This window comes from Klebsiella quasivariicola, assembly GCF_002269255.1.
GTDB classification, from domain to species: domain Bacteria; phylum Pseudomonadota; class Gammaproteobacteria; order Enterobacterales; family Enterobacteriaceae; genus Klebsiella; species Klebsiella quasivariicola.
Window position 1 is genome coordinate 2,164,099 of record NZ_CP022823.1, and the last position, 21,811, is coordinate 2,185,909.

Here is a 21,811-nt window from a genome sequence, read left to right on the forward strand (position 1 = left end):
TCCCTGACTGGCGTGAAAAAATGGCTAAAAGTGACACTATTTTAACAATTCGCAGGGGATCCGCCTATGCGTCCGGGAAATTTATTCTTCCAGTACCGGGTGACCGCCGATCGTCAGGGTGGTGGCTGCCGCCTGATTCGCCAGCCGCGCGTGGGCGCCCAGCGGCAGGGTCACCGTGCGCGGCTCGTGGCCAAACTCCAGTCCGCTAATCAGCGGCAGGGAGAGCTGCTGGCGCAGGTAATCAAAGACCTGCGGCAAATCGTATCCCGCGTCATAGTCGTTTGGCGCGCTGCCGGTGAAGCTGCCGAAGATCACTGCTTTCTGCGCCGCCAGCACACCGCTGTGCAACAGCTGAAGCAGCATGCGCTCGACGCGGAACGGGTGCTCGTTGATATCCTCCACCACCAGGATACCGTCGCGGATCGCCGGCAGCCACGGCGTGCCGATAAGCGAGGTCAACATCGCCAGATTTCCGCCCCACAGGGTGCCTTCCACCCGGCAGTTCGGCCCTTCACCCGGCCATTCGAGGGTGAATTCCGGCTGGTGCAGCGCCTGCCAGAAATGGTGTTCGGTAAACGGATCGAGGGTCTCCGCGCCGAAGTTGCCGGCAAGCATTGGCCCGCTGAAGGTGATAACGTTGCCCGCAGCCAGCAGGCCCGACTGGATGGCGGTGAAATCGCTATGGCCGCAAATCAGCAGTGGATCGCGCTGCTGGCGGGCAACCAGCGCCTGCCAGTCGATATGCGGCAGCAGACGGCTGGCGCCGTAGCCGCCGCGCACCGCGAGGACGATACGGTTGCGCCCGGGCAGCTGGGCAAGCTGGTTAATATCGGACAGGCGTTCATGTTCAGTCCCGGCGAAACGCTGCTGTCGGCGGGGGATGACCTGCTGGTGGGCCACCTCGTGTCCGGCCTGCTGCAGACGCTCGACGCCGCGGGCTGCCGCCTGCTGGTTGATGCAATAACCCGATGGCGCGACCAGATAAAACTGAGACATGATAATTCCTTGCTATGAATGAAAGGGTTATGATGCCGCCTGGAATGGCGATTGTCATCTCCAGGTGGCTAACTTCAGTCCGCACCCGTCATCCTTCAGGTTGTCGGCAGGCGGGGGACGTACCGCTGCCGTCGATCTGCAGCATGATGGCGTTTGGGTAGATAAGGATAGATGTGTGAAATTGAGATGGTTGCTTATTTTAGTCGTTTTTCTGGCCGGTTGTAGTTCGAAACATGATTACACCAATCCGCCGTGGAACCCTGAAGTCCCGGTGAAGCGGGCGATGCAGTGGATGCCGATCAGTGAAAAAGCTGGCGCCGCCTGGGGTGTAGACCCGCAGTTGATCACGGCGATCATCGCCATTGAGTCGGGCGGTAATCCTGTGGTGGTGAGTAAATCCGGCGCCGTCGGACTGATGCAGCTCAAGCCGTCGACCTCCGGACGCGATGTCTATCGGCGGATGGGCTGGCGCGGCGAACCGTCGGTCAGCGAGCTGAAAAACCCGGAACGCAATATCTCGATGGGGGCCGCCTATCTGAGCATTCTGGAGAACGGTCCGCTGGCGGGGATCAAAGACCCGCAGGTGATGCGCTACGCGGTGGTGGTCTCCTATGCCAACGGCGCCGGCGCGCTGCTGCGCACCTTCTCGTCGGACCGCCAGGACGCCATCGATGAGATTAACGATCTCGACGCCGATGAGTTCTTCGAGCATGTGGTGAAAAAACACCCGGCACCGCAGGCGCCGCGCTATATCTGGAAACTACAGAAAGCGCTGGACGCCATGTAGGCCTATGCTCACCCCGCAGGCCTGGCGGGGTGAGCGCTTCCCACTCACCTAATCCTCTGTGCGCAGCGAGGTGATATCGCTTATCGGCGCAATTAGCGTGGTATAGTCGCGATAGCGCTCGGGAAGGGATCCTGGGCCGTTTACCGCCACGCAGAGCATGGCTGTCGCGTCATCCCCCTGATCGCCTTTCAGCGCTAACGCTTCTCTTAACGCATCGATGCAGGCATGGGCGTCATGGTGTGAGATGCCGCAGATATCGAGACGTATGGTTTTGCTAATGGCCTCTATCCATAACCCGCCCCATAGCACACAACCCGCGGGCATGAGCAGACAACTGAAGATGCTGTAAGCGGTGAAGTCGAGCCAGATAAAGGTCTTACTGACAACGATAACGCCGAGGGCGATCGAAGGGATGCCGATGGCCAGCATATTACACCCGCGGCGCAGCGGACTTAAGGCTAAGCCCGCGCTCGCTATCTGTTCCTGCCAGAGGTTACGTCTGGCAATACTCAGGCTGCAGGGCAGATCTTCATGACACGGCTTTCGCTCCTCAAAATGGTCAAACAGGAGTCTTTCAATGACGTTCATTTCCTCGTTTGCATAGCGTCCGTTGGCCAAAACCTGCCCGGCCTCCGGGATCCACAGATACTTTTTACTGAGTAAGCTGAACATCGCCAGCTGGATCACCCGGGTCCCTTCTCCGGTCAGCCAGGCCAGCAGCCATGGACTGACCTCCGTCGCGTGCGGTTGGGGCTGAGCTGCTGTCCGTGTCAGGACGATCGTCGTTCCGATAGCAATAAAAATACCCGGGACGATAAACATAAATCCGGCGAGAAACAGCAGTGGATGCAGATGCATCAGAAAATTCCACATACTCTCCCCTCGTTAATCCAGCCGTTGCAGACAAAAGGGATACTGAATAAGTTTGATGACTTTTACATATTCACCAAATCTTTCGGGAAGCAGGGTGGTTGAACCAATCGCCACGCAATAATCGGCGTTTTCATCGGTCAGGATATCGGCGTCAGCAATAAGCGTCTCTTTCAGGGTATCAATATAATGGTGAAGGATATTAATAGCGATCCCCTCCCGGTCGAGCCGGGTGGCGTTTAAGGTGATGCATAACAGCCACAGCCACCACAGGCCGGATACCATAAACATCGCCAGCCAGCTCATTACGCTGGAGTGAGTCATCGCCTGATTATCAAAAAGTGTTTTCCAGGCGAGCGCGGCAATTAACACCAGTGATGGCGCGACCACCAGTATCATATTCCACGTTTGCTGTGTCGGACTTAGCCGCAGCCCGTTGCACTGGGGATCGGTGGTCCAGTGGTTCCGTTCAGCAACATGCAGAGAAAGCGGGAGATCCTGGTGACTGGATTTTGGCGTCGCGAAATGGTCAAACAGTATTTTTTCCACACAGGTCATTTTGCATTCTGCATACTGCTGATTGGCGCAGAGCTGAATATTTTCCGCAGAATGGATGAGAGTGACATAGTTTTTTCTTAACAGCCGGAACATGGCCAGCTGAATGACGCTGGTGGCGCTATTACGTAGCCAGGCTAAAAAAGAAGGGGAGATAGAATAGGGCGCCGGAACGGCGGTGGTATTTTCAGTCGGGCGGGTCTTCGCAATAATAATATTCACCAGAATATATATAACAGTGGTGAATAATACATGATAACCCATAAATGATAACGGATGTAAATCAACGATATAGCTAATGACTGGGTTCACTTTTATTCCTTGTGAGCGCTATAACCGGTTTGCGCCAGCATAGTAAGCTTTCTCATTCGAGGGGGGCAAGTGAAATAATGGGCGGCATCTTTAATTTAATATCAGCAATAAAAGCGAGACGGAAAGTCTTCACGAAAGCCTCCGCCGTCATGGCCGGAGGCTGATATTGCTGCGGTCAGTTAAAAGTCGTAACCGACGGTGGCCATAACGCTGCGCTCTGCCCCCCAGTAGCAGTTGCCGGTGCCATAGCAGCCGGAAATATACTCGCGATCGCCGATATTGTTGGCGTTAACCTGCACATAAGCGCCTTTCAGCCCCGGCGACCAGACGCCGAGGTCGGCCCGTATCATGGCATCCATCAGCGTGACCGACGGTAGCCGTTCGGTATTCGCATCATCCGCCCACTGTTTACCGATGTAGCGGACGCCAGCGCCAAGGGAGATCCCCGCCGGGAACTGATAGCGAGCCCAGAAGGAGGCCATTTGATCCGGGGTCAGCTGCGGCGTGTTGTTGTCGGTCCCGTCTTTGGTGTCCTGAAAGCGCAGACGATTCCAGGTATACGAGGCGATAGTACTCAGCTGCGGGGTGATCTGGTGGTGCGCTTCCAGCTCAACGCCCTGGGAATGGACCTTACCCGCCGGAATATAGGTGGCGGTGGCGATGTTCGGGTCGCGGGTGGCGACATCCTTTTGCGTCAGGTCGTAAATCGCAATGCTATAGAGGTCGCGGCTGCCCGGCGGCTGGAACTTCAGGCCGGCTTCAACCTGCTCGGCGGTGGTCGGCTTCAATGGTTTGCCGTCCGCGCCCGGCAGCATCGCCGGGGTAATCGCCTGGCTGTAGCTCAGGTAGGGCGAAAGACCGTTGTCCAGAGCGTACAACAGCGAGGCGCGGCCGCTGATATGGTCGTCTGAACGACGGTTTGAGGTGCCTAAGGTATCACTGACCTGCCGGGAAACGATGCGGTCGTAGCGTGCGGAAACATCCACATGCCAGCGGTTCCAGGCCATCTCATCCTGCAGGTACAGCCCGGTCTGGTAGTAGCGGCGATTATTGTTATCGCTGTAGGTAACGGTATGGCCGGTCTGCGCGGTATAGCCGCTAAACGGGTTTAGCGGCGCCGCCCCGCCGGCGCCGGTCCACAGGTCGTTACGGAAGCGATGATATTCGGCGCCGAGGATCAGGGTATGCGCCAGGTCGCCAGTATTGAAATCGGCGCGCAGGCGGTTATCGGTTGACCAGCCGTCCAGCGAACCGCGCGAACCGCTGTAGCCGCGGGCCAGCATGTCGCTGTCATCTATCCAGCCGACCTGGTAGACCTGATCGAGGGAGACGTTGGTATGGGTGTAGCTCCCGGCGGAATAGACCGACCAGACGTCGGTGAACTGGTGGTCAAACTCATAGCTGTAGATCTGCTGGCGCCGCTGATAGCCATCTCCCGGATCGCCTTCGTTGGTGCTGGGGGAGAGCTTACGGCCATTGTGGGCGTAGCGAGTGCCCTCCAGTGGCAAAGAGCCGTGGTAGCCGCCGGAGGGATCTTTTTGCAGATAGGCGCGCAGCAGCAGCGAGGTATCGCTGTCCGGCTGCCACAGCAGGGAAGGCGAAATCGCGTAGCGCTCTTCGCGGGTATGGTCATACTGCGTGTCGCTGCTGCGGGTCATCCCGATCAGCCGCCATGCCCACTGCTCGTTGATGGCGTCGGTGTAATCGAAGGCTGCGCCTTTGGTATTTTGCGTACCGCCGGTCAGACGGACGTGGCCCTGCTGGCTGAACTGCGGGCGTTTGGAGGTCAGGTTGACCACGCCGCCCGGCACGCTCTGCCCGTAGAGCGCGGAGGAGGGGCCGCGGATCACATCCACGCGTTCGATAAACCATGGGTCGATTTGCACAACGTTATGGCTGCCGCCGTCGCTCATCAGGCGCATGCCGTCGAGGAACAGGTTATCGACATCGCCGCCGTGGTAGCCGCGCAGGGAGATAGCGTCGAACCGGGTCGCGCCGCCGCCGAAGCTGGAGTAAACCCCCGGGGTATATTCCAGCGCCTGGCTGATGGTATTCGCCCCCTGGTCCGCCATCTGCTGGCGGGTGACCACCGACACCGACTGGGCGGTGGTGATTAACGGCTGGTCGGTTTTCGTCGCCCCGAGCGAAGTGCTGGCGCTGTAGCCTTCAGTCGGCGCGCTGGCAGACGCCGGTGGGCTGGCAGTGACCACCACCGTCTCTTCGGCTTGCGCGGTGAAGGGAAGGGCGACCACGAGGGCGTACAGCAGCCCCGGGCGTTTTCGGGAAATAGCCACGTTCATAAGATCATCCTGAACCAACGCGGTCTGGTACTCCTGTACGCCGCCGCGTGAAAAACGAATCTGTCATTATTCGTTAAAAAGTAATGCGAATTATTATTGTTTGTATTTATGTGATCAAGCGAAAAGGTGAACGGTCCTGGGCGATGGAGTGGGACAGGTGTTTCCCGCGCGCCGCAGAGCGGGGCTGCTGTCAGCAGGGAGATGACTTCCCCCCTACCGAATTTGGTAGGGGGAGCGGCGGGCCGGAAAAGCGTCAGGAGCCGGTCTTTTGCGCGGCCGCCGGCGCCGGGTCGTTGGCGGCGGGCTGGCTCTGCGCGGAAGGAGACGCCGCCGGGCGCGTGGCGGGCAGGGCGTCACAGGGTTTCTCCTGCGGACAGATCAGATCCAGCATCATCAGGGTGACGCCATTGGTCCAGCCAAAGCCATCCTGTAGCGGATATTCCCCACCGCCGCCGCCGGTGCCGGTCGAGCTGACGTCATACTTCTCCACCAGCTTTTGCTTGCTGTCATAGGTATGCTGAACGTTGCTCAGGAAGCGCCAGCTGACCTCCATGGCGATCTTTTGTTGGCCGTAGTTTTGCAGGCCCTCGACCGCCACCCACTGCAGCGGCGCCCAGCCGTTCGGGGCGTCCCACTGCTGGCCGCTGTTGACGGTGGTGGTGGTCAGTCCACCGGGTTTGAGCAGGCGCGACTCAGCGGCGGCGGCCACTTTCGTCGCCCGCTCGCGTGACGCCGCATTGACGTACAGCGGGAACAGCGCCGCCGCGGTCAGCTGATTGCGCACCTTGTGGGTTTTCAGATCGTAGTCGGCGTACCATCCCTCTTTATCATTCCACAGATATTTCTCGATGGCCTGCTGGCGGGCGTTAGCCAGCGCATCGTACTGCGTAGCGCCAGCGCTGTCCCCCGCTGCCCTGCTGGCGCGGGCGAGGGTTTTCTCCAGATGGAACATCAGGGCATTGAGATCGACCGGGACAATCGAGGTGGTGCGAATGGTGGCGAGCTGCTGCGGATTATCCATCCAGCGGGAGCTGAAATCCCAGCCGGAGGCGGCGGCGGAGCGCAGGTCGCGATAGATCTCGGTTGCCGGACGATTCGGGTTGCTTTTGGCGGTTTTGACGTCGTCAAGCCAGGACTCGGGACGCGGGGTGTCGTTATCGTCCCAGTAGCGGTTGAGCAGCGCGCCATCCGCCATCCGCACCGCCCGTTTGTCGGTGCTGCCGGGGGCCAGCGCGTCCGCCCCGGCCATCCAGTAGCGATACTCTTTCTCCAGCTGCGGCTGGTAAGTTTTCAGCACCTGGTCGCCATCGTGCGTCGCCAGCAGGCTTACCATAAAGGAGAAGAAGGGGGGCTGCGAACGGCTGAGGTAATAGGTGCGGTTGCCGTTGGGGATATGGCCCCAGGTATCAATTTCCGCGGCGAAGTTGGCGACCATATCCTCGACTTTATCCCAGTGACCGCTTTCGGCAAGACCCAGCATGGTGAAATAGCTGTCCCAGTAATAGACTTCGCGAAAGCGTCCTCCGGGGACCACGTAGGGCTTAGGCAGCGGCAGCAGCGAGTCCCATTTTTCCACCTCGACGGTGCTGCGGGTCAGGACCGGCCACAGGCCATCGATATGCTGACGCAGGGTTTGCCCTTTAGGCGGCACATAAGTGTCATTTTCTTTCGGCAGCGTGAAGTTCAGCTCGACAAAGTGGCGCAGGTCAAAGCTGGCCTGGTTTTTTTGCATCCGGTAATCGGCAAGGATCATCAGCGGATCGCTGTTAGGAATGGCGTCGGCGAAGGTTTTTTGATCGGCAAAGAGCTTTGCGCTCTGGACATCATTGAACAGCGGGCCCAGCAGAATATCCGGCGAGGGGGGCGGCGCTGTTTTGCCGTCTGCCGCCTGAGCGTTCAGGCTCATCAGGGCGAACAGGGCGCCGCCGATTGCCAGGCGCAGGGAACAGGGCAAAGCAGCGGGACGATGTGCATCAGTACTCGTCATGGGGAGTTCTCCTTATCATTATCGACTGCGGGCCACGACGTTTGGCCATCCAAAAACCTTAGACGAATATCTGCCGCTGCGCGTGTCAGGGGTAACATTTTGCGCGAAAACAGAGGATTTACCTGCCAGGTTTTCTGATACAACCGCCAGCAAAGCGGTTAGGCTTACAGGCAAGCTAACGCGCCCGGGAGTCAGTTATGAATCGACGTCAATTTCTGCTGTTCAGCGCCGCCGCGCTGTCTGCGGCGCGGGGCGCGGCGGCCACTGCTCCGGCGATGACGCTGCCGCTGTGGCCGGATCAACCGCCGGGGGGCGGCGGGCCGGGGGGCGAGGCCCGGTTATCCGCCCGCGGCGCGCTGAGCCATATCGCTCGTCCTGTGCTGACGGTCTGGCAACCCGCCCGGGCCACTGGCCACGGAGTGTTGGTGGCGGCCGGCGGCGGATACCAGCGGATCGAGATGGCCAGTGAGGCCTGGCCGGCGGCGCACTGGCTGACGGCGCACGGCTATACCGCCTATGTGCTGAGCTACCGCTTGCCGGGGGAAGGGTGGCGGGCCGGGGCGCTGGCGCCGCTGCAGGATGCGCAGCGGGCCCTGCGGCTGATTCGCGCCCGGGAATCGCAGGTCAGCGTGCTCGGTTTTTCGGCGGGGGGACATCTGCTGGGGATGGCCGCCTGTCGGCCGGCGTTTGCCAGCTATCCGCCGGAGGATGTGCTGGACCACCAGCCCGCCACCGCCGACGGCGCCGCGCTGATCTATCCGGTGATCACGCTCCTGCCGCCCTGGAGCCATACGGCGACTCATCGCCAGTTGGTGGGGCCGCAGGCGAGCGAAGCAGCCGACCGCGCCTGGTCGGTACAAACCTGGGTGACACAGGCCACGCCGCCCTGTTTCCTGGTGCAGGCGCAGGACGATCCGGTTTCCGACCCGCATAATACGCTGTTGATGGCCGACGCCTGCCGTCAGCATCAGGTTCCGGTGCAGCTCTGGCGCTATGCCAGCGGCGGGCATGGCTTTGGCATGGGGCGCCCGGGCACGCCGACGACCGCCTGGCCCGCGGACTATGCCGCCTGGCTGACGGCGCTGGCGTCCACGATGGCGCAAAAAACATAGCCCTGCCTCACGACGGTGCAACCGCTGCCGGGCGCGGGCCGCCGGCGCGGTGATTTTTTGCACAATCAAACGGCGCGTAAGAACCCGTTTGCACAACGCCGCGTCGGCAGATGACCTGGCATAATTAATGCTTATCTCTTACCGGGATTACCACAAAGTGAGTCCAACCGGAGGGGATGGCCATGATAAAAATTACGCTTCCTGATGGGCATTATTATGACGAGATGCTGACCGCGCAGGGGGAACAGCGGCCGCACTATAATGCCTGGTGGCAATGGTTTCGCAACACCGATCAATTCTCTATCCGGCAGAAAAAAGCGCAAGCGGAACTGCTTTTTCACCGTATCGGCATCACCTTTAACGTGTACGGCGAGGATGAGGGAACCGAGCGGCTGATCCCGTTTGACAGTGTGCCGCGGATCATACCCGCCGGGGAGTGGCAGCGCATTGACCGCGGCATTCGCCAACGGGTGAAAGCGCTGAACGCCTTCCTCTATGACATCTATCATGAGCAGAATATCCTGCGCGCGGGGCTGATCCCGGCCGAGCAGGTGCTGGCCAACGAGCAGTATCAGCCGTGCATGCAGGGCATCAACCTGCCAAACAACACCTATGCCCATATCACCGGCGTCGATATGGTGCGCAATAACGACGGTCAGTACTACGTGCTGGAGGATAATTTGCGTACGCCGTCCGGCGTCTCCTACATGCTCGAAAACCGTAAGATGATGATGCGCCTCTATCCGGAGATGTTCGAGCAGCATCACATTGCGCCGGTGGAGCGTTACCCAAGCTACCTCCTGCAGACCCTGCGCGAAAGCTCGCTGGTGGATGACCCCTGTGTCGTGGTGATGACCCCGGGGCGCTTCAACAGCGCCTACTTCGAGCACAGCTTCCTGGCGCAGCAGATGGGGGTCGAGCTGGTGGAAAGCGCCGACCTGTTCATTAAGAACGGCGCGGTGTATATGCGGACCACCGAGGGGCCGCGGCGGGTGGATGTGATTTATCGCCGCATCGACGACGCCTGGCTCGACCCGCTGGCCTTCCGCGCCGATTCGATGCTCGGCGTACCGGGGCTGCTGTCCGTCTATCGCGCCGGCGGCGTGGTACTGGCCAACGCCATCGGCACCGGTGTCGCCGACGACAAATCGATCTATCCGTACGTTCCGGAGATGATCCGCTTTTACCTCGGCGAACAGCCGATCCTCAGTAATATCCCCACCTGGCAGTGCCGGAAAGCAGAGGACCTGCGCTATGTGCTGAGTAACCTCGAGCTGATGGTGGTCAAGGAGGTCCATGGCGCCGGGGGCTACGGCATGCTGGTTGGCCCGCGTTCGACCAAAGAGGAGCGAGAGGCCTTCCGCCAGCGCCTGCTGGCCAATCCGGCCAACTATATTGCCCAGGACACCCTCGCGCTGTCGACCTGTCCCACCTTCGTTGATGAAGGTCTGTCGCCGCGACATATCGATTTACGGCCCTACGTGCTGTCCGGGCAGGAGATGCGGCTGGTGCCCGGCGGCCTGACCCGCGTGGCGCTGACCGAAGGGTCGCTGGTGGTCAACTCGTCGCAGGGCGGCGGAACCAAGGATACCTGGGTGATGGAGGATGACGCATCATGCTAAGTCGTACGGCGAGTGAACTGTTCTGGATGGCCCGCTATCTCGAGCGGGCGGAGAGCTACGCCCGGGTACTGGACGTGACCTGGAAATTATCGATGATCCCCCGCCACAGCCAGCAGTCGCGGGATCTGGCGCTGCCGCTGAATTTGTCGATGACCCACGAGCTGTTTCAGGCGCGCCATGCCCGCTTTACCATGAGCAACCTGCTCAACTTTTTTGCCCTCGATGGCAACAACCCCTGCAGCATTTACAGCTGCGTGGAGATGGCGTGGAACAATGCGCACGCGGTGCGCGGCAGCCTGTCGGCCGAGGTGTGGGAGAGCATCAATGCGACCCGAATCGAGCTGCGAACCCTGCGCCAGCAGGGGCTGGGCGAACTGGGCAGCGACGGCTTTTTCGAGTGGGTGAAAGAGCGGGTGCATCTGTTTCGCGGGGCGGTGATCGGCACGCTGCTGCGCAACGACGCCCTGAGCTTTATCGGTATTGGCACCCTGATTGAGCGTGCGTTTGCCACCACCCAGCTGCTGCTGATTAAGGATCAACAGCTAACCAACGATCCGGACCCGGTGCGGGAATACTACCGGCTGGATACCCTGCTCAATGCGGTTAGCGCCCGCGAAGCCTACAACAGCCTCTATCGCCAGCCGGTCAGTCGGGAAACGGTGATGGAGCTGCTGATCCTGCGCAACGATATTCCGCGTTCGCTGCGCGCCAGCATTGCCGATCTGGTCGGCGAGCTGGAGAAAATCGCCAACGATCGCTCCTATCAACCGCTGCGCCTGGCGCATCAGCTCAACGTTGACCTGCGCTTCAGTACCCGCGCCGACCTGGCGCAGGCGGACCTGCAGATCACCCTTAACGGCCTGCTGGCGAGAATTAACGCGCTGTCCGACAGCATCAGACAAACCTATCTGGAGGCCTTATGAAACTGGTCATCGATCATCTCACTCGCTATGGCTACGATGAAGAAGTGAAGTTTTCCACCCAGTATTTGCGCCTGACGCCGCGCAGCACCGGCCGGCAGACCATCACCGCCTGGACGCTGACCCTGCCGGACGGTGCGGCGGTGACCACCACCGACGGCTGGGGCAATGTGCTGCATGTGTTGACGCTGGATAACCCGCACAAGGAGATCACCATTCGCGCCAGCGGGATTGTCGATATCGCCGACGAGGAAGAGGAGGTGAGGGGGGAAGAGGCCGAACTGCTGTCGCCGCTGGTGTTTCTGCGCAGTACGCCGCTAACCCGCGCCGATACGGCGATCCGTGAGTTTGCCCAGCGCCTCTATCGTCCCGATGCGGCGGAGGAGAGTCTGAATCAGCTGATGGCGGATCTGCTGTTAAGAATGCCATACTCCCCCGGCGCGACCCGGGTGCAGGACTCCGCCGCCGACGCCTTCGCCCGCGCGAAGGGGGTGTGTCAGGATCATACCCATGTTTTTCTCGCCTGCTGCCGGGCGCTGGAGATCCCGGCGCGCTACGTCAGCGGTTATGTATACAGTGATAACGCCCGGCATGTGGCGATGCACGCCTGGGCGGAAGTCTGGTTCGACGGCCGCTGGCGATCGTTTGATATCACCAATAATACCCGTCGCCTGAATCAGCATTTGCGGCTGGCGACCGGGCTGGATTATCTCGACGCCTGCCCGGTACGGGGCACCCGGCTGGGCGGCGGCGGGGAAATTATGTTAACCAACGCTGAAGTGCGCGAACACAGCCAGCAGGCGCAGCAGCAATAATACGGGAAAAACCGCAATGACCTACTGTGTGGCCATGTGCCTGGCGGATGGACTGGTGTTTGCTTCCGACTCCCGCACCAACGCGGGCGTCGACCATATTGCCACTTTTAAAAAGCTACACGTTTTCCATCAGGAGGGGGAACGGGTGCTGGTGCTGCAATCCGCCGGCAACCTGGCCACCACCCAGAGCGTGATAAGCCTGCTCAGCGCGCGCATCCGAACCCAGCAAGAGCCGAACCTGATGCAGGTCACCTCCCTCTACGACGCCGCGATGCTGATCGGTAAAACGCTGCTGGAGGTGATCCAGCGCGACAGCAGCAACCAGCAGAACTGCAGTAACACCAACTTCAACTGCAACCTGCTGCTTGGCGGTCAGATCGCCGGCGAAACCCATCGTCTGTTCCACATTTATCCGGAGGGTAACTTTATTGAAGCCACCCGCGACACGCCCTATTTCCAGATTGGCGAAAGCAAGTACGGCAAGCCGATCATCGATCGGGTGCTGACCATCGATACGCCGCTGGAGCAGGCGATGTGCTGCGCGCTCATCTCCATTGACTCGACGCTGCGCAGTAATCTGTCGGTCGGCCTGCCGCTGGATACGCTGCTCTACCGCAGCGACAGTCTGAGCAGCGCCGGGCAGCATCGCATCACCGACAGCGATCCCTATTTTAACCGCATCCGCAAGGCGTGGTCCGAGGGGCTGCTGCATACCTTCCGCACCCTGCCGACCTGGACGCCAGCGGAGCGGGAAGAGGAGTAGTTTCGGTGACGCTCCGCCGGTATCGTCGGCGCGAAGGTGGGTAAGGTGCTGCAGCCCTTAAGTATCCTCTTTCCGATCCCGACCTGGCGGTAAAGTTTCAGCAACAGCGGTAAATAAATTAACGACAGGCAGCACGCATCGCAGGGCGGGCAAGGCGCCGCCGCCGCCCGGCACAAAAGCGATGCCGCTGTCCTTGTCCGGCGGCGCTGCGCTTGCACTGGTCTGGATGAACCGGGGAGGGGGGATCCCGTAGGCCCGGCAAGCGCAGCGCCGCCGGGCGAAGGAGCTGTGTAACCATCGCCAGCCTGTTGCGCCATGGACGGGATTCTCTTTGCCCTGCTGAACACAAACGCGCTTTTTGGCAAAGCTAAGTCAATTAAATACTTTGTTATTTAACGTGTTATCTCACATCTTCGGAGGAAATGAGGCAACACGGCAAGGTATCGGAAGTGACGGAAAAGAAGACGGCTGTCTATGTGGATGACCAGCAGCGCATCCTGAACCGCCAGCTGGCGCGCAGCTGGCTGTGGCGCAGCGAGCTGCCGACATGGCTGCTGATTGTGACGGTTTACGGCGGCTGGTTTGCCTGCGTGGCGGGCTGGCAGACGCTGGGGTTGATGCCGGCCACGCTGCTGCTGATCTGGTTTACCACCTGGTATATGTCCTTACAGCATGAGCTTATCCATGGGCATCCCACCCGGCTGGCATGGTTTAACCAGCTGTTGGGGACGCTGCCGCTGGCGGTCTGGTATCCCTATGGCATCTACCGCGACAGCCATCTGGCGCACCATCGCAACCATCTACTGACGCACCCCGAGGACGACCCCGAATCGTACTATGTGACGGCGGAAAGCTGGCAGCGCTTCACTGCCTGGCAGCGCCGCCTTATCCACCTGCGCAATACCTTCTGGGGACGGCTGCTGCTGGCGCCGCTGATGGATATAATTCACACCCTGAACAGCGCGTTGCACGCTTTCCGCGAGGGCGACCGCCGCGCTATCGCCATGTGGAGTCTGCATCTGTTGCTGCTGACGGGCCTGCTGGCCTGGATGGTGGCGCAGGGTTTTTCCCCACTGTGGTTTGTGCTGGCGGTGAGCTATCCGGCGCTGGCCCTGACCAAAGTGCGCTCTTTTCTCGAACACCGCGCCGCGGATGACCCGCTGGCCCGCTCGGTGATCAACGAGGCCGGGCTCCCCTGGCGGGTGCTGTTCCTCAATCTCAACTACCATGCGGTGCATCATGACCTGCCCGGCGTCCCCTGGTACGCTTTACGTCGGCTGTATCTGCATCGCCAGGCGGTTTATCTGCAGCGTAATCAGGGGTTCCTGGTGCGTGGGTACGGCGAGTGGCGACGCCATTTTGGCCGCCGGGCAGTGGCGGTGAACGCCCATCCGGGCTTTGGCGAGCAGGCGCAAGCGGGAGGAGAACATGGCTGAACGCATGACCTTTCCGATGTATGCCATCCACCGTCAACAGACCCAGGCCCTGTGGCAGGCGGTGCAGTCGCTGCTGGCCGAACGCGGCGTGACCGTGACGGGAGATCCTCCGGCGGCTGACCCCGAGGATCTGCTGGACCACTGGCGCCAGCCGACGCTGTTGCTGAGCCAGACCTGCGGCTACCCGCTGGTGACTCAGCTGCCGGAGGTGCAGACGGTGGGCTGTTTCCACTACGCCGCGCCCGGTTGTGAAGGGCGCCGCTACCGCAGCCTGCTGGTGGTCCGCGAAGCGGATAGGCACCGGATGCTGGGGGACTTTTTTGGCCGTCGGGCGGTGTGCAATGCCGAGCACTCGCAGTCCGGCTACAACGTGCTGCGTAAAATGGTCGCGCCGCTCTCCCGGGAGGGGCGATTTTTTTCGGCGGTGGTGTTCAGCGGCAGCCATCGGCAGTCGCTGCGCGAGCTGCAGCAGGAAAACGCCGATATCGCCGCCATCGACTGCGTGACCTACGCGCTGCTGCAGCGCCATCAGCCGCAGGCCCTGGCAGGCCTGGTGGCGATCGGCTGGAGCCCGGCCGCGCCAGGGCTGCCGCTGATCACCGCCGGCGCCACCCCGGCGGCGACGCTGAATAGCCTGCGCGAGGCGCTCCAGCAGCTGGTGAGCGATGCGCGCTATCGCCCCCTGTGCGACGCCTTGCTGATCTGCGGCTATAGCGATATGTCGCGGGAGGCCTATGCGCCGCTGCTGGCGTGGCGGGATGAGGCCGCGGCGCTGGGGGTCAGCCAGCTATAGGTAAAATGCCCCGGCCAGCGATCTGCGCCGGGGCGGGCCATGTCGGGCTACGGCGCGGTAAAGCGGTTTTCCACCACGGGCAGACCGAGCTTTTCCCGCAGGGTGCCGGGCGGATAGCGATCGCGCATGACGCCGTTACGCTGCAGAATCGGTACCACCTGGTCAACAAAGCGGTCAAAGTCTCCCGGCAGCAGCGGGAACATCAGATTGAACCCGTCGGCGGCGCCCGCCTGCCAGGTCTCCGTTAAGGTGGCGGCAATCTCCTCGGCGCTGCCCAGCAGCAGCCAGCTATCGGAACTCTGTAATAACAATTTCCCCAACTCCAGCAGGGTGAGCCGCGGATCGTACTGGCGGATAAGCTTCAGCGCCGTGCGGATGCCGTCAAAGCTCTCTTCATCGGGCAGCGGCGGCAGGGGTTGGTCCCGCGGCAGGGCGCTGAGATCCATTCGCAGATAAGAGGAGAGCAGGTCGATAGCCATCTGGTCGCTCATCAGCTGCTCGTTAAGCTGCTGGCGGGCCGCTTTCTCCTCGCTGGAATCCACCACCACCGGCAGGACCCCGGCGATAATTTTGAAATGGGCCGGATCGCGCCCGTGCTGGCGCAGCCGCTGGTTCATCTCTTCGCGATAGGCCAGCCCCTCGGCGATCGAGTGAATAAATACGAAGTGCATATCAGACCAGGTGGCGGCCAGCGCTTTGCCCGCCTCTGAAGAGCCGGCCTGCACCAGCAGCGGATGGCCCTGCGGCGGACGGGGGACGTTGAGCGGGCCGCGCACGCGGAAGTACTCGCCCTGATAGTCGAGGTGATGCACCTTGCCGGTATCGGCGAATACGCCGCGCGTTTTATCGAAAATCGCCGCGCCATCTTCCCAGGAATCCCACAGGCGAGTGACCACGTCGATGAATTCACTGGCCCGCTGGTAGCGGGTGCCGTGGCGGGGAAGCTGCTCCAGACCGAAGTTTGCCGCCTCTTCTTCCAGCCACGACGTCACCACGTTCCAGCTGGCCCGGCCATTGCTGAGGAAATCCAGCGAGGCAAAGTAGCGAGCCAGGTTATAGGGTTCGTTATAGGAGGTCGACGCGGTGGCCATCAGGCCGATATGCTCCGTCACCGCGGCGAGGGCGGAGAGCAGCGTCAGCGGCTCAAGCCGGGCGTTGGCATAGTGGGTCAGGCCGCTGGGCACCGTATCCCACACCGCGATATGGTCGGCGACAAAGATAGCGTCCAGGGTCGCCGCTTCGGCCTTGCGCGCCAGCTCGGCGTAATAGTTGAGGGTAAATATTTCCGCTTCTGGTGCATCAGGGTGGCGCCAGGAGAAGCGGTAATCTCCCTGCGGATTGTAAAAGAACAGGTTCAGGATCATGTGTCGGGTAGACATAGCGTGGACTCTTGGCTGAACGCCATCCGTGGCGGGGTAACGGTCAGGGTTGCGGGAAGTTGGCATTAACCCACTGCTCGGCGACGGCTGCCGGATCTTTATGCTGGAGATCGACCTGCTGGTTGAGGGCAATTAGTGTGGCATTGTCCAGCTTGCCGGAAACCGCATTGAGCACGGCGCCGATCTCCGGCGTCAGACTGGCTTTGCGCACCAGCGGCACCACGTTCTGACTCGGTTGCTCATGTTTATCATCCTCAAGGACCACCCATTTCTCTTTCGCCAGGTTGCCCTGAGTGGAGATCACCGTCGCGACGTCGATTTTGCCCGAATTGAGCGCCAGTCGGGTCAGCGGTCCGCCCATGTCCAGCGATTTCACCGCTTTGAACTCAAGGCCATAGACGCGCTTCAGCCCCGGCAGGCCCAGAGCACGTACCGCCAGCTCCGGTGGTCCGCCGATCACCAGCTGCGGGGCGATGGGCTTCAGGTCGGAGAGGGTGCGCAGATGGTATTTCTCCGCGGTCTCGGCACGTACCGCCCAGGCGGTGATCGAGGTGGCCGGGGCGGGGGTCAGCAGGGTGAAATCAGCGGGCAGGGCCTGGGCCAGCTCGGCGCTAACGGCCTGCTGGCTGGTGGCTTCGGTTTTGCCGTTGTAATAATTGAGCAGGGCGCCAAGATATTCCGGCACGATATCGATCTCACCGCTCTGCAGCGCCGGAATAATAATTTCCCGGTTGCCAAGGTTGAGACGGGTGTTGGCCTCGATATGGTTTTTCTTTAGCGCGCTGGCGTAAATATTGGCGAGGATGGAGCTTTCGGTAAAATTGGCTCCGCCCACGGTGACGCTGGCGGCAAAGGTGCTAACGCTCAGGCTGAAGAGCCCGGCGGCCAGCAGCGAGAGACGAAATCGACGGACGGTGACGGCCTTGCCAAATAATTGCTTCATAATACCTCTTTTATTTTCAGGTTAATCAGCCCCAGGCGCTGGGGTCATGTCAGTTTCACGCTAATAAGGCGCGGCAATACGGCGGTGGGTCAGGCGGCCGGCGCAGCGGGCGAAAAGCAGTTCACCGCCTATCGCCAGCAGGGAAACCACCAGCGAGCCGCCGATCACCTGCGGGATATCCCGCTGCCCGAGGCCGTCGATCAGAAAACGTCCCAGCCCGCCCAAACCGGCATAGGCCGCGACCACCGCCGTGGCGATAAGCTGAACCAGCGCCGTGCGCACCCCGGCGAGGATCAGCGGCGCCGCCAGCGGGATCCGCACCTGCCACAGGCTTTGCCAGGGGGTCATGCCCAGCGCGATGGCGGCATCGCACAGTGGGCGGTCGGCGTGATAAATCCCTACCCAGGTGTTAGTGAGGATGGGCGGGATCGAGAGCGCGATAAGCGCCGTCAGCACCGGGATATCGTTAAAACCGAAAACGATGATGCACAATAAAATCAGCCCTAACGACGGAATGGCGCGGCCGAGATTAAACAGGTTAATCACCACGAAGGCGCCTTTGCGCCAGTAGCCCAGCGCGATGCCGAGCGGCAGGGCGATGACGCAGGCCACGGCCATGCTGACCAGCACGTAATAAAGATGCTGTCCCAGGCGCAGGAGGATGCCCTCATCACCCAGCCAGTGCTCCGGCTGGGTTAGTCAGTGAAAGGTTGCAAACAGCAGGGTCATCATTCCGTCCAGGGCGTAAGCCAGTCGCCAAGACGGGCTATCAGCCAGTCAAAGACCAGCGACAGAACCAGGCTCAGGATCAGGCTGACGACAATTGGCGTCAGAAAGTCCTGATTAAAACCCGCCAGCAGCAGCTGCCCCAGCCCGCCCTGGCCGATCAGCGCGGTGACGGTGACCAGGCCGACCAGCGTCACCGAGGCAATGCGCAGCCCGGCAAACAGAGAGGGCAGCAGTAGCCACAGCTCAATATCGAAGAAACGAAACCCGCGGGTGTAGCCGAGCGCCCGCGCCGACTCCAGCGCCGCCTGCGGCAGCTTCTCCATGCCGGCCAGCACGTTGCGCAGCAGGATCAGCAGCGAATACAGCGTCAGGCCAATCAGCGAGGTGGTCAGCGACAGCCCGGTAAACGGTAGCAATAAAATAAACAGCGCCAGCGAGGGAATGGTAAAGAGCACCCCGCACAGGGTGATGAGCGGTTGCGCCGTCGCGGGCCAGCGTAAGGTAATCGCTAACAGGCCGCCGGTGAGCAGGGAGCCGAAAAGCAGCGCCAGCAGGACCATCCGCGCATGCTGCCAGAGCAGATCGCCGATCATCGCGTCGTTATCGATAACCCAGCTCCAGTCAATCATGAGGTCCCACTCCTACCGCGCCGTCGAGCACCTGCTGCAGCAGGGTGTGAGATACCGCTCCCTGGTATTGCCCTTCGCCATTAACATGCACCAGCACGCCGGTCGCCACGTCGAGCAGCGCGCTGTAGGCAAAACGCAGGCTGTGGCTGCTGGCGAGCGGGCGCTCCACCGGCAGGGTGAGACCCCGCTGCGGATCGAACCAGTGCAGCGGGCGTCGCTGTCGGTCAAGCACCAGACGCAGCGGGCTGGCCAGCGGCGGGTGGGCGCTGGCGATCGGCGTCAGCGCTTCGTCGAGCAGGGGGACATCGTGACGCGGCAGCTGGCCGACCTGAATCATGCCCAGCCGCTTCAGATTGGGCTCCGGGCCGATAAAGCGGCGCACGAACTCGCTTGCCGGCTGGGCCAGAATACGGTCGGGGGTATCAAACTGCGCCAGCACGCCGCCTTCCTGGAAAATGGCGATTTTATCGCCGAGGCGGATCGCTTCATTGATATCGTGAGTCACCAGCACAATGGTTTTTTTCAGCCGCTGCTGCAGGAGCAACAGCTCATCCTGGAGGCGTTCGCGAACCACCGGGTCGATGGCGGCGAAGGGCTCATCCATCAGTAAAATGGGCGGATCGGCGGCGATGGCGCGGGCGATGGCCACGCGCCCCTGCTGGCCGCCGGAGAGCTGATGCGGATAGCGGTGCAGCAGATGGCTGTCGAGCGACATCAGCGCCACCAGCTCGTCAATCCGCGCGCGGATCCGCGCTTTGCTCCAGCCCGCCAGCCGCGGCACGGTAGCGATATTTTGCGCCACGGTACGATGGGGAAAGAGCGCGGCGCTTTGCATCACGAAGCCGATCTGACGGCGGATCTGGATAATATCGGCGTCTGCGAGGCGGACGCCCTGAATATAGACGTCGCCGCTGTCGGGAATATCCAGCTGGTTGATCATCCGCAGGATGGTGGTTTTTCCGCAGCCGCTCGGGCCGACGAAGGTGCAGAATTCGCCATGAGCAATATCCAGACTGAGGTCGCGAATGGCCGGCTGGGCGCTGCCTGGATAGGTTTTAAAAAGATGCGTTAATTTAATCATGGCGGAATTCAACACTCTGAATAATAAAGTCCTGACCCGGATAAATTTGCGCCGGGATCCTGGCTCAAACTACAGAGCGCCCGCAGGGAGGGCAAATACGTTATTTGCATTTGCATAGTGAAAAGCTGGTTAATCCGCTGCGGCGGAGGTGAGGTCGGGCAGCCTATTTATGGATTTGTGATCGACAACACAAATGACTACGTTCCGGACTACAGAAAATATAAATTGCTATGGTTGATTTTAATCAAAGTATGACCCGCTGCCGGAGGGCGAAAAAGCCATCGCTGGTCGTGGCGCCAACCCTCTTCGACTTGTGAATATAATGTTTCTTTAATGTAAGGAATGGCCCGCCTTTTTTACCGCCTCCCGGCGATAAATTGTGATGTCAGACAAGATTGCAGCAAAATAGCGCCGTTTATTACATGCGAATTTTATTGTTTATAGAATTAATTTAATTTCAGGCTTGCTGATTCAGCCGGCACGCCTGTTTGTAATATGGCCAAAAGGCGTATTTTTTATCGCCAGGTTGGCATCAATGTTATTGCCATCAATTATTTTTATCCCCGCATTCGCCGGCGATTATAAACGTTCAAAAAGCGCGCTAAATTATTTTATGTAATTGTATTTTAACCGTTATTTACTGCGGAAAGACAACCGCTCTCCGCTGCCGCGGAGCCTTTGTGAGAGCTCTCACATAACCCGGCAAACGCGATTTGTTACACTTTCCGCCGTCAACAAAGGAATGAAAGTGAGACGCGATGAATACTTTTTCTCTGCCTAAAACACAGCATCTGGTGGTTTTCCAGGAAGTGATCCGCAGCGGGTCAATCGGGGCCGGAGCAAAAGCGTTAGGACTCACTCAGCCGGCGGTCAGTAAAATTATTGGTGACATGGAAAGCTATTTTGGCAGCGAATTAATCGTCCGGCGAAATACCGGCGTTTCGCTCACCGAGGCCGGGCAGGTTTTTCTCAACTGGTCAGAAACGATCACCCGTGAAATGAAAAATATGGTCAATGAAATGAATGCCCTGACCAGCAGCACGGTGGTGGATGTTTCCTTCGGTTTCCCTTCGCTGGTGGGGTTTACCTTTATGTCGGAGATGGTGCATCAGTTTAAAATGACCTTCCCGAAGGCGCGGGTCTCGATGTATGAAGCGCAGCTCTCCGCCTTTTTGCCGGCGATCCGCGACGGGCGTCTTGACTTTGCCATCGGGACGCTGAGCGATGAGATGAAACTGCAGGACCTGCACGTCGAGCCGCTGTTTGAGTCTGAGTTTGTGCTGGTGGCGAATCGGGCGCGGATCGGCAACGGCACCGTCCGTCTGGCCTCGCTCCAGCATGAGCAGTGGGTGCTGCCGGAGACCAATATGGGCTACTACAGCGAACTGCTGGCCACCCTGCAGCGCAGCGGCATCCGCCGCGAAAATATCGTTAATACCGATTCGGTGGTGACGATCTATAACCTGGTGCTCAATGCCGATTTTCTGACGGTGATCCCCTGCGACATGACCACGCCGTTCGGCTCGAGCCAGTTTGTCACCATCCCGATCAAAGAGGCCTTGCCGGTGGCGCGCTATGCCGCGGTATGGTCGAAAAATTACCGGTTAAAAACCGCCGCGGCGTCGCTGGTGGAGATGGCGAAACATTATTCCTCGGGGCAGGGCAATCGCCACTGGCAGCCATTACAAATTATTGCGTAACTGAAAGTCGTTAAATAATCCAACACACGTCCTCGCTGTTATCAGCAGGATGACGCCCGGTCATTGACTTTATATTAAGATA

At 60.2% G+C, this 21,811-nt stretch carries 19 protein-coding genes; 9 read left to right on the top strand and 10 right to left on the bottom strand.

The window, feature by feature from the left end:
* Nucleotides 1-81 precede the first annotated feature (81 nt).
* Nucleotides 82-996, bottom strand: a complete 915-nt coding sequence (gene ldcA, locus B8P98_RS10840; protein ID WP_025711042.1) for a muramoyltetrapeptide carboxypeptidase — start codon at nt 994-996, stop codon at nt 82-84.
* Between the two features lie 175 nt (nt 997-1,171).
* Here ldcA and emtA point away from each other — a divergent pair, with 175 nt between their 5' ends.
* The gene (gene emtA / locus B8P98_RS10845; RefSeq protein WP_025711041.1) at nt 1,172-1,783 is read left to right on the top strand and encodes a membrane-bound lytic murein transglycosylase EmtA; all 612 of its coding nucleotides are present in this window, start codon (nt 1,172-1,174) and stop codon (nt 1,781-1,783) included.
* 48 nt (nt 1,784-1,831) lie between these two features.
* Here emtA and B8P98_RS10850 read toward each other — a convergent pair whose 3' ends face one another.
* The 4 genes from B8P98_RS10850 to B8P98_RS10865 all read right to left on the bottom strand — a co-directional run bounded on the left by B8P98_RS10850 (nt 1,832) and on the right by B8P98_RS10865 (nt 7,807).
* The gene (locus B8P98_RS10850; RefSeq protein WP_095032974.1) at nt 1,832-2,656 is read right to left on the bottom strand and encodes a TIGR04222 domain-containing membrane protein; all 825 of its coding nucleotides are present in this window, start codon (nt 2,654-2,656) and stop codon (nt 1,832-1,834) included.
* Between the two features lie 12 nt (nt 2,657-2,668).
* Nucleotides 2,669-3,520 carry a hypothetical protein gene (locus tag B8P98_RS10855; RefSeq protein WP_095032975.1) on the bottom strand — a complete coding sequence of 284 codons (852 nt, stop codon included), beginning with the start codon at nt 3,518-3,520 and terminating at the stop codon, nt 2,669-2,671.
* Nucleotides 3,521-3,699: 179 nt separating this feature from the next.
* Nucleotides 3,700-5,820 (bottom strand): TonB-dependent siderophore receptor, encoded by a 2,121-nt coding sequence (locus B8P98_RS10860; RefSeq protein ID WP_095032976.1) that lies wholly within the window; start codon nt 5,818-5,820, stop codon nt 3,700-3,702.
* A gap of 253 nt (nt 5,821-6,073) precedes the next feature.
* A complete protein-coding gene (locus B8P98_RS10865) occupies nt 6,074-7,807 on the bottom strand; it encodes an alpha,alpha-trehalase (protein WP_095032977.1) in 1,734 nt (577 codons plus the stop codon).
* A 197-nt stretch (nt 7,808-8,004) separates the two neighbouring features.
* On the opposite strand from B8P98_RS10865, the gene B8P98_RS10870 reads away from it, so the two are divergent.
* From B8P98_RS10870 to B8P98_RS10905, 7 genes are all read left to right on the top strand, one after another.
* Nucleotides 8,005-8,919: an alpha/beta hydrolase gene (locus B8P98_RS10870; RefSeq protein WP_095032978.1), complete on the top strand. Its 915-nt coding sequence runs from the start codon at nt 8,005-8,007 to the stop codon at nt 8,917-8,919.
* Nucleotides 8,920-9,101: 182 nt separating this feature from the next.
* Nucleotides 9,102-10,541: a circularly permuted type 2 ATP-grasp protein gene (locus B8P98_RS10875; protein ID WP_004180417.1), complete on the top strand. Its 1,440-nt coding sequence runs from the start codon at nt 9,102-9,104 to the stop codon at nt 10,539-10,541.
* Nucleotides 10,535-11,464 carry an alpha-E domain-containing protein gene (locus B8P98_RS10880; RefSeq protein WP_080924776.1) on the top strand — a complete coding sequence of 310 codons (930 nt, stop codon included), beginning with the start codon at nt 10,535-10,537 and terminating at the stop codon, nt 11,462-11,464. The genes B8P98_RS10875 and B8P98_RS10880 overlap by 7 nt, the downstream gene beginning before the upstream one ends.
* Nucleotides 11,461-12,276 (top strand): transglutaminase family protein, encoded by an 816-nt coding sequence (locus B8P98_RS10885; protein ID WP_095032979.1) that lies wholly within the window; start codon nt 11,461-11,463, stop codon nt 12,274-12,276. Before B8P98_RS10880 ends, B8P98_RS10885 begins: the two co-directional genes overlap by 4 nt.
* Nucleotides 12,277-12,292: 16 nt before the next feature.
* Nucleotides 12,293-13,039: a proteasome-type protease gene (locus B8P98_RS10890; protein ID WP_025714674.1), complete on the top strand. Its 747-nt coding sequence runs from the start codon at nt 12,293-12,295 to the stop codon at nt 13,037-13,039.
* Nucleotides 13,040-13,488: 449 nt separating this feature from the next.
* Nucleotides 13,489-14,475, top strand: coding sequence for a fatty acid desaturase (locus B8P98_RS10900; protein WP_167382653.1), 987 nt, complete (start codon nt 13,489-13,491; stop codon nt 14,473-14,475).
* Entirely contained in the window at nt 14,468-15,268 is an 801-nt protein-coding gene (locus B8P98_RS10905) for a phosphate/phosphite/phosphonate ABC transporter substrate-binding protein (protein ID WP_095032982.1), read from the top strand. Before B8P98_RS10900 ends, B8P98_RS10905 begins: the two co-directional genes overlap by 8 nt.
* A 47-nt stretch (nt 15,269-15,315) precedes the next feature.
* Here the strand turns inward: B8P98_RS10905 and B8P98_RS10910 are convergent, their stop codons facing one another.
* From B8P98_RS10910 to B8P98_RS10930, 5 genes are read right to left on the bottom strand one after another with little or no spacing between them, the layout of a single operon-like run.
* Nucleotides 15,316-16,713, bottom strand: a complete 1,398-nt coding sequence (locus tag B8P98_RS10910) for an LLM class flavin-dependent oxidoreductase (protein WP_320157406.1) — start codon at nt 16,711-16,713, stop codon at nt 15,316-15,318.
* A complete protein-coding gene (locus B8P98_RS10915) occupies nt 16,691-17,590 on the bottom strand; it encodes an ABC transporter substrate-binding protein (protein WP_095032984.1) in 900 nt (299 codons plus the stop codon). Before B8P98_RS10915 ends, B8P98_RS10910 begins: the two co-directional genes overlap by 23 nt.
* A gap of 60 nt (nt 17,591-17,650) precedes the next feature.
* Nucleotides 17,651-18,268 (bottom strand): ABC transporter permease, encoded by a 618-nt coding sequence (locus B8P98_RS10920; RefSeq protein ID WP_227676627.1) that lies wholly within the window; start codon nt 18,266-18,268, stop codon nt 17,651-17,653.
* Nucleotides 18,269-18,318: 50 nt separating this feature from the next.
* Complete coding sequence (locus tag B8P98_RS10925) at nt 18,319-18,948, bottom strand: ABC transporter permease (RefSeq protein ID WP_025714871.1); 630 nt, start codon at nt 18,946-18,948, stop codon at nt 18,319-18,321.
* The gene (locus B8P98_RS10930) at nt 18,941-20,029 is read right to left on the bottom strand and encodes an ATP-binding cassette domain-containing protein (protein WP_025714872.1); all 1,089 of its coding nucleotides are present in this window, start codon (nt 20,027-20,029) and stop codon (nt 18,941-18,943) included. The genes B8P98_RS10925 and B8P98_RS10930 overlap by 8 nt, the downstream gene beginning before the upstream one ends.
* Nucleotides 20,030-20,787: 758 nt before the next feature.
* On the opposite strand from B8P98_RS10930, the gene tdcA reads away from it, so the two are divergent.
* The gene (tdcA, locus tag B8P98_RS10935) at nt 20,788-21,729 is read left to right on the top strand and encodes a transcriptional regulator TdcA (RefSeq protein WP_025714873.1); all 942 of its coding nucleotides are present in this window, start codon (nt 20,788-20,790) and stop codon (nt 21,727-21,729) included.
* Nucleotides 21,730-21,811: the final 82 nt, after the last annotated feature.

Excerpts from the sequence above, each read along its gene's own strand:
- ldcA (WP_025711042.1), bottom strand. The coding sequence starts at position 996 with ATGTCTCAGTTTTATCTGGTCGCGCCATCGGGTTATTGCATCAACCAG.
- B8P98_RS10850 (WP_095032974.1), bottom strand. The coding sequence starts at position 2,656 with ATGTGGAATTTTCTGATGCATCTGCATCCACTGCTGTTTCTCGCCGGA.
- B8P98_RS10860 (WP_095032976.1), bottom strand. The coding sequence starts at position 5,820 with ATGAACGTGGCTATTTCCCGAAAACGCCCGGGGCTGCTGTACGCCCTC.
- B8P98_RS10865 (WP_095032977.1), bottom strand. The coding sequence starts at position 7,807 with ATGACGAGTACTGATGCACATCGTCCCGCTGCTTTGCCCTGTTCCCTG.
- B8P98_RS10870 (WP_095032978.1), top strand. The coding sequence starts at position 8,005 with ATGAATCGACGTCAATTTCTGCTGTTCAGCGCCGCCGCGCTGTCTGCG.
- B8P98_RS10875 (WP_004180417.1), top strand. The coding sequence starts at position 9,102 with ATGATAAAAATTACGCTTCCTGATGGGCATTATTATGACGAGATGCTG.
- B8P98_RS10880 (WP_080924776.1), top strand. The coding sequence starts at position 10,535 with ATGCTAAGTCGTACGGCGAGTGAACTGTTCTGGATGGCCCGCTATCTC.
- B8P98_RS10885 (WP_095032979.1), top strand. The coding sequence starts at position 11,461 with ATGAAACTGGTCATCGATCATCTCACTCGCTATGGCTACGATGAAGAA.
- B8P98_RS10890 (WP_025714674.1), top strand. The coding sequence starts at position 12,293 with ATGACCTACTGTGTGGCCATGTGCCTGGCGGATGGACTGGTGTTTGCT.
- B8P98_RS10905 (WP_095032982.1), top strand. The coding sequence starts at position 14,468 with ATGGCTGAACGCATGACCTTTCCGATGTATGCCATCCACCGTCAACAG.
- B8P98_RS10910 (WP_320157406.1), bottom strand. The coding sequence starts at position 16,713 with ATGCCAACTTCCCGCAACCCTGACCGTTACCCCGCCACGGATGGCGTT.
- B8P98_RS10915 (WP_095032984.1), bottom strand. The coding sequence starts at position 17,590 with ATGAAGCAATTATTTGGCAAGGCCGTCACCGTCCGTCGATTTCGTCTC.
- B8P98_RS10925 (WP_025714871.1), bottom strand. The coding sequence starts at position 18,948 with ATGATTGACTGGAGCTGGGTTATCGATAACGACGCGATGATCGGCGAT.
- B8P98_RS10930 (WP_025714872.1), bottom strand. The coding sequence starts at position 20,029 with ATGATTAAATTAACGCATCTTTTTAAAACCTATCCAGGCAGCGCCCAG.
- tdcA (WP_025714873.1), top strand. The coding sequence starts at position 20,788 with ATGAATACTTTTTCTCTGCCTAAAACACAGCATCTGGTGGTTTTCCAG.